The following is a 7139-nucleotide window of genomic DNA, read 5'->3' as shown; positions in this document are numbered from 1 at the left end:
TTGCGAACCTTGTCAGCCATAATGGCACTGAATGAGCGGTGGGGAGCGTCCATGTGCCGGATGTCCCGATAATAGCGTGTGACTGTCTGGTCGAAGTCAGCCAGGGCATCTTTCATATCCGCATCGTCGTCGGCCCTCTGATAGGTGTTGGTGAAGATTTGCGCCTGGCGAGGCATCCTGGGCTTGGGATCTGGGTCCTGGGCCGGGTGGCCGATGGCAAGACCCAGCACCGGATAGACCAGTTTGGGCAGCTTGAGCAAATCAATCAATCTGTTTGTGTCATTGATTACGCTGCCCAGAATGACTCCGCCCAGGCCCAAGGCGTTGGCTGCGGTCTCCATGGCGTGCAGGGCCAGAACCGCATCGTTCTGCGACTGCAGGAAGACATACCCGGAGTTGAGCAGGGTGGTATCTGGATCCACATCATCGGCGAATCGTCGGACCAGATCTGCATTGCGACGTTGGTCGGCTAGGAAGATGTAGAGCAGCGGGGCTTCGGCGACATAGCGTTGATGGGCCATATCGGCGATGGCAAGCGCCTCATCATGATCAGTGATTCTGATGGCCGACCATTCGTGGAAGTACCGGCTGGTCGCTGCATGCTGGGCCACCTGCTCTAGCAGGGCGATGGTCTGGTCGTCAACCGGTTCGTCTGTGAATCCACGGATGGAGCGTCGCTCAAGCAGAGTCCGTATGGTGGGATTATCGGCCGGATTCGTGGCCGGGTTTTTCTGTGAATTTGTTAAGGTCATTTTGACATTCTTGCCGTCAATGCCTGCCAATGCAAGACCTTGTCGTTAAAATCACGCAATCAGCGTTATCGAGCACTGCCTGGTTGCCAGTTAGCATCCTATGCTTTCAGCGCTGGTGGCGGCGATCAATCAGAGCCTGGGAACCACGCTCGGACAGGCCGGAGACCAGGGCGGTGACGGCTGCCGACAGAACGCCGAAGAGGAGACCGGCGGTAGCGCTCTCCTGATTCTCTTCGGGGTTGTCAACGCCTCCGTTGCGCTTGCGGACCAGCCCGCTCCAGAAAGACTGGAAGAGCTTGCCCGCCAGGAGTGCGGCGATGCTGGGAAGCGCAAACTTGACCAGCTTGTCTGCCAACGATTCTGGGTCCGATTCAATCGAGTTGCGCATGTCATTCACCTTGTCATCCACCTGATGAAGCATGCCGACCACTTGGTCGGCCATCCTGCCAGGTTCCCGTCCTGAGTCCGTCATAGGTCCATTATCCCACACGCAAGGGGTCATCAGTCGCTTGCATCGGGGATAGACGTTGACAACTGTCTGATCCTGCTGCTGAGGTTTTCCTCCGGCGCTATCGGGCTTATGCAATCGTGGCGACACCTCGCCTAATTCACTAATCAGCAAAGTTGGTTCATCGGTCAGCGGCTGCTCTGTGGAGGCGCATTCGTCCTGCACTGGTTCCCTCCTGGCCAGGGATAGGGCCTTAAAGAGGGTTGGGCCTCTGCAGTGATAAGGTCAAGTCATGCTTAACGCAGACGAGAATGTGGGCAAGGATGCCTCGGAGCCGGGTTCAGTGGTTTTGCTGCGCCATGGTCAAACAGCTTGGAGCGTATCAGGTCAGTACACGGGTAGGACGAACATACCGCTGACTGAACAGGGAATGATCCAGGCTAGACAGGCTGGTGTCCGTCTTAGGCAATCCTTCCCACATGGATTCGAAAAGAATTGTGTATATGTGAGTCCGCTTAAGCGCGCCTTGCAGACTGCACAGCAGGCTGGATTCGATCAGCCACTCCCTATGCCTGAAATAATGGAGTGGGATTATGGTCACGCCGAGGGCCAGATTCGTCAGGACCTCAGTAAGGAGCTAGGCCGTGACTGGGATGTATGGTCTGACGGGCCTGCTGCCGTGATGAACCTGCCAAAGGCTGATCGGGAGGAAGTGCTTCCAGGTGGTGAGCATGTGCAGGTACATGTCACCTCTGGAGAATCCCTTCAGGAGGTCGCTGAGCGTGTCGATAAGGCGATCGCGGCTATAGCGCCGCAAGTTCTTGATGGCAAGGATGTGATTCTCATAGCCCATGCACATGTGCTGCGGATCCTGGCTGTGCGATGGCTTGGGCTTGATCCCATAGATGCGAGATTGCTGCGCATGTATACGGCACACTTCGGAGTCCTTGGTTTCTATAAAGGTGATCGGGTCTTGAAGCAGTGGAATTGCTGAATCGGTGCCAGGCGAATTCTGCTGATGAGTGATCGTTGCGGTATTCAGATACGGCTTGATTTACAGCAAGAATATGCAGGACAAGTACATCAAAACCATTAAGGGTATCAACTTCTTTGCCAATCTCAGGGCTGTTATCGATGGGATGCAGAAATACTAAGACGAACTCTGCATTGAGGGGAGCTTTTATCCCCTGGGGGGAGGGGGCATCAGGTCAACAGGCGCTGACTCGCCGCATGGATGTTTCAACGCTTGAGCGTACCGGTGGACGATCTGAGGATCAATGTGGGAGCAATAAGCTCATGCCGGTTTTCCGGCGTGTTTCCCTCAATAAGCTGCAGGGTCTTCTTGGCAAGTGAAACTGCCATATCATAGGGTTTCTGCCGAATGGTGGTCAGCCCGATATCCTCTGCGAATCTGCTGTCGTCGTATCCGATCACGGACATGTCCGAGGGAACGGCGATACCGAACCGTTGCAGCTGGAAAATCAGCGGTATTGCCAGAGCATCCTCCTGACAGGCGATTGCGGTGGGCCTGGTCTTCATGCTTTCCAGTTTTGCCAGTACGGCACTGGTGGGGTTTTCGGTTGCCGGAGCTGCCAGAACCATTGGTTTGATACCGACTGCCTTGCAGGCACTCAAAAATCCCTCCAATCTGGCTTGAACGCTGAAGCGAAGGGAAGCAACAGGAGTTGAACGAATGTATGCAATACCTGTGTGCCCAAGAGCTATCAGATGATTGGCCGACACCATGCCGCCACTGAAATCGTCATTGCGCACCGAAGCCATGAAACCGTTCTCCTCGGTAACGTTAAGGCTGAGGATCGGCACGTTGATACTCGTAAGGCGAGAGACCTCGGAGGCCTCAATGTCGAAGGATGTGACGATGACTGCATCGACGTTGCGCTTCACCGGCAATGCTTCGAAGAATTCTCTTCGTGCCTGGCCGCTGGTGATCTGGCAGATGGAGATGTCGTAGCCGTTGCGTGAAAAGACCTCGTTGAATCCTTCCACGATGGTCGAGTTGAACCAAGTGTTCAAGTGGCCGCTGATGAGAACCGCCACACGTAGGGACTGGCCTGACTTGAGAGCGGTCGCGGAGCGCGAAATCGAAAAATTCAATTTTTGCGCAATTGACAGGACCCTGGAACGTGTGCGCTCGGAAACCAGTTCTGGTCGGGTGAACGATCGGGAAACGGTGGACACGGAAACATTCGCTTGTCTGGCCACGTCTTGGATTGTGGGTTCCATGGATAACTCCTCGTCAATGCTGAGCCAAGACCAGCGCCTGCAATAGGATGCCGCAACGGTACTCAGATATCTGATGATAGCGCGCTTGATTAAAATACGGTCAGCCCAGCATATGCTTCAGCAGCCGCAAGAGCCAGCAACGTGCTGGAAACGACATAGGGGTAGTCAACGCTCTGGTCTTCTGTCTGATCAGCCAGAAAGGCATCATCAGCGGATGACAGAATCTACGGCAGTTTGCTGTGGGTTATCATGGAAAACGGCAACACGGTATGGAACGAGTGTCGTTGCTGGTTTCCTGCCCTTTCCCGGCTTGGGGGTTCCATTGAATTTTCTTTCTCCTGATTCAGGTTTTATGAAAGGCCTCGCAGATCTCATTGACGCGATATGGATCAACATCCTCATGGTGGTCACGTCAATTCCCTTGATATCCATCGGGACTGCTCTGACCGCTGGCCATGATGCGGCCAGGAGGAGTCTAGAGGGGCAAGGGCATGTGACATCGAACTATTTTCGGGCTTTCCGTTCAAACTTCGTCAAGGCAACCATGATATGGCTTGTTTTCGGGCCCCTGCTCCTGCTGTTGGTTTACGCTTGGGTTGTTGTCCAAATCACGCCGCTGCTGATCGTCAAGTTTGGTTTCAGTATTTTGTGGGTGTTGGGGTTCGAGTGGGTTTGGGCCTTGCAGTCGCGTTTTGAAAACACCATTGGCCACACCCTGTTCAACGCATGGGTATTTGCCTTGGCCAACCTCGGGCGAACTTTGATCATGGTGTTTTTTGACTCACTATATCTTGCTTTACTGGTCCTATCGTGGTTCTATATGCCCCAAGGCCTTTTTTTGCTGCTGCTTTTCGGCTACGGGACTCTGATTATGGTGCATACGCCCCTGCTTAATGGCGCCTTCAAGCATTTTGTTGCAAATGCCTCAATGTCGCAGACCACTCACTGAGGTGGCCTGGCAATATTGTGATGAGTGGTCATGGTTGCTTCTCGGGATGCTGCTGGAGCCGCGGGTATTTCGGAGGATAACAGATGCTCTGACGCATGCCAGATTCTTCAACAGGGTCCTGGAGCAATCCACATATTGCCGCAGGACCCTGTTGCTTGCCTTGGATTCAGCGTCCTTCAGCAGTTATTCCTCCATTGCGTCAACAACCCAGGCGGTTGTGTCTTGGGGAAGCAGGCCATCGTCGGTAAGACTGTCTGACACGAGTATGGTCCGACCCTGTGGAAGGGAGGCCGGTGTCTGTGAAAAATTGGTCAGACAGGTCAGCTTCGCGGGCTTGGAATCCACAAGTGCTTCGCGTGTGTAGGAAATCCGACCCTCTGTGGCAGTCAGGGCTGTAACCTTCACGTTGCCTGTGGGGGTCAGCAGTGTGGCCCGTAGACTGAGGGCTTTACGATAAAGGGAGAGCATCGAGGTCTCGTCGCTTTCCTCCTTATCTACGGCAAAGTCCTTGAACCAAAGGGGCTGTGGCAGGTGAGGGTCTCTTGCTGGACCTCCATCCTTGGTGTGCGAGGGGGAGAATCCGAAGGATGCCCCTTCTCCAAAGGCGGGATTCCATTTTGCGGGGGCAGGGGTGTCTCCGGTGACCCAGGGCAGGGGGACCCGGCATCCATCGCGGCCTTTTTCAGTGTATTTGCCGCGGGTTCGGTGCGCAGTCGGATCCTCCAGACGATCCCAGGGAATATTAGGAACCTCGAACAGGCCAAGCTCCTCACCCTGATAGATGTACACGGAGCCGGGCAGGGCGGCTTCCAGGGCGAATCCAGCGCGTGCCCTGCGCGTGCCCTTGGCCCGGTCCTCGAAATACGTCTGCCCATCTCGAAGAAGCCAGTCCTTGTCGAGTTGATGATAAGAGGAGCTGTCCACCTGAGGCAGGGCGTATCTGGTGGCCTGTCTGACCACATCGTGGTTGCTCATCACCCATGTTGTGGTCGACCCGGAATCCTCGGCGGATTGCAGACCTTCGGCAATGGCGGTGTACAAGGCCTGGCAGTCCCAATTAGCCTTGGCGAATTCGAAGTTGAAGACCTGTCCTAGTTCGTTCTCGGATGCGTACAGATGCTGGTGCTCAGGTACGACCCAGGCTTCTCCGACTGCGAAGCGATGAGGTTCAAATTCGTTGAAGACCTTTCGCCATTCCTTATAAATATCATGTACTTCAGGTCTGTCCCATAGTGGATGCTCACTGCTGTGATACTCAGACTGTTCCTGAACGGGCCACTTGTCCAGCTCGGACAGGGGACGGCTGTCCAGATCCTTGGCCAGACCATGGGCCACGTCGATGCGGAAGCCGTCCGTGCCGTGATTGGACCAGAAGCGGAATATGTCCTTAAAGGCTTCGTGAACCTGCTCGTTCTTCCAGTTCAAATCAGGCTGCTCTTTGGCGAATATATGCAAGTACCATTCGCCATCGTCAACCTGTTCCCAGGCCGGCCCTCCGAACAAGGACATCCAGCCATTTGGCGGTAGTTCGCCGTTCGAGCCTCTGCCCCGTCGGAAGATGTATTTGTCTCGCTCTGGGGAGCCAGGGGCCGACAGCAGGGCATCCTGGAACCACTGGTGCTTGTTTGACGTGTGGTTGGGCACGATGTCCACGATGACCTTGAGACCCATTTCGTGGGCCTTTCCGGCCATTTCGTCGAAATCAGCCATGCTTCCCAGACGCGGGTCGACGTTCCGGTAATCCATGACATCATAACCGCCGTCGGCCAATTCCGATGGGTAGAAGGGCGACAGCCAGATGGCATCTACGCCCAGATCTCGAAGATATTCCATTTTTTCGGTAACGCCTCGGATGTCGCCAATGCCGTCTCCGTTGACATCCTTGAAACTGCGTGGATATATCTGATATACAACCGCCTGTTTCCACCAATCGTCGTTCACGTTGTTATCGGTCATACGTATCTCCTCCTTGAAACAGGCCGTCTTATTGATCAGCAGTTGTATGACAACGATAGCAATACCATTGGTCAACCGTGTCCCTCCATTCTATTCTAGAATCACATACATTGAGTCCAGGTCGTGAAGATAAATAATTGCATACGTTTTCATCGCATTGACCATTGTTGTGCTCGACAATTTCGAAGAACCGGGAATAATATTTGCCATAAGAAGTTGAGTGATGTAGGCTCAAGTTTTGGAGTGGTCATGATGGCTGCTTGCCCGGGCTGACGGGAGTCGGCCATCGGGACCACGAACGAAGCGCGAGCGGAGAACGTGAACGATGAGGTGCAGGGTCAGGCCCTACGCCCGATTTCATCAGGAGGTAAATGAGTATGGCACGTGCAGTTGGCATTGATCTGGGAACCACCAATTCCTGCATTGCAACCCTGGAGGGCGGCGAGCCCACCGTAATTGTAAACGCTGAGGGCGCGCGGACCACGCCATCGGTAGTGGCATTCAGCAAGTCCGGCGAGATTCTGGTCGGCGAGGTTGCCAAGCGCCAGGCGGTCACCAACGTGGACCGGACCATCAGCTCGGTCAAGCGCCACATGGGCACCGACTGGTCCGTCGAAATCGACGGCAAGAAGTGGACCCCGCAGGAGATTTCGGCCCAGATTCTTATGAAGCTCAAGAGGGATGCCGAGTCCTACCTGGGCGAACCAGTCACTGACGCGGTCATCACCTGCCCTGCATACTTCAACGACGCTCAGCGCCAGGCCACCAAGGATGCCGGCAAGATCGCCGG

The 7139-nt window shown here is 54.8% G+C and carries 7 protein-coding genes; 3 read left to right on the top strand and 4 right to left on the bottom strand.

Features of this window, described 5'->3' with window-relative positions:
• Nucleotides 1-752, bottom strand: a 752-nt coding sequence (locus AC0AP0_RS06990) for a nitroreductase family protein (RefSeq protein ID WP_490429874.1), incomplete at its 3' end; no start/stop codon positions are given.
• A 106-nt stretch (nucleotides 753-858) separates the two neighbouring features.
• Complete coding sequence (locus AC0AP0_RS06985) at nucleotides 859-1224, bottom strand: DUF4235 domain-containing protein (RefSeq protein ID WP_490429872.1); 366 nt, start codon at nucleotides 1222-1224, stop codon at nucleotides 859-861.
• 268 nt (nucleotides 1225-1492) lie between these two features.
• Between AC0AP0_RS06985 and AC0AP0_RS06980 the strand changes: the two genes are divergently transcribed.
• Nucleotides 1493-2194, top strand: coding sequence for a histidine phosphatase family protein (locus tag AC0AP0_RS06980; protein WP_490429871.1), 702 nt, complete (start codon nucleotides 1493-1495; stop codon nucleotides 2192-2194).
• A 245-nt stretch (nucleotides 2195-2439) separates the two neighbouring features.
• Here AC0AP0_RS06980 and AC0AP0_RS06975 read toward each other — a convergent pair whose 3' ends face one another.
• Complete coding sequence (locus tag AC0AP0_RS06975; RefSeq protein ID WP_490429870.1) at nucleotides 2440-3444, bottom strand: LacI family DNA-binding transcriptional regulator; 1005 nt, start codon at nucleotides 3442-3444, stop codon at nucleotides 2440-2442.
• A 322-nt stretch (nucleotides 3445-3766) separates the two neighbouring features.
• On the opposite strand from AC0AP0_RS06975, the gene AC0AP0_RS06970 reads away from it, so the two are divergent.
• Nucleotides 3767-4393, top strand: coding sequence for a DUF624 domain-containing protein (locus AC0AP0_RS06970; protein WP_490429875.1), 627 nt, complete (start codon nucleotides 3767-3769; stop codon nucleotides 4391-4393).
• Nucleotides 4394-4576: 183 nt separating this feature from the next.
• Here the strand turns inward: AC0AP0_RS06970 and AC0AP0_RS06965 are convergent, their stop codons facing one another.
• Nucleotides 4577-6349, bottom strand: a complete 1773-nt coding sequence (locus AC0AP0_RS06965; RefSeq protein ID WP_490429869.1) for a glycoside hydrolase family 13 protein — start codon at nucleotides 6347-6349, stop codon at nucleotides 4577-4579.
• Nucleotides 6350-6726: 377 nt separating this feature from the next.
• Here AC0AP0_RS06965 and AC0AP0_RS06960 point away from each other — a divergent pair.
• A partial coding sequence (locus AC0AP0_RS06960; protein WP_490429651.1) for an Hsp70 family protein occupies nucleotides 6727-7139 on the top strand: 413 nt, incomplete at its 3' end.

The organism is Bifidobacterium sp. POST2/T3 (B1) (assembly GCF_058197115.1).
This window is presented reverse-complemented; position numbering and strand designations above follow the sequence as displayed.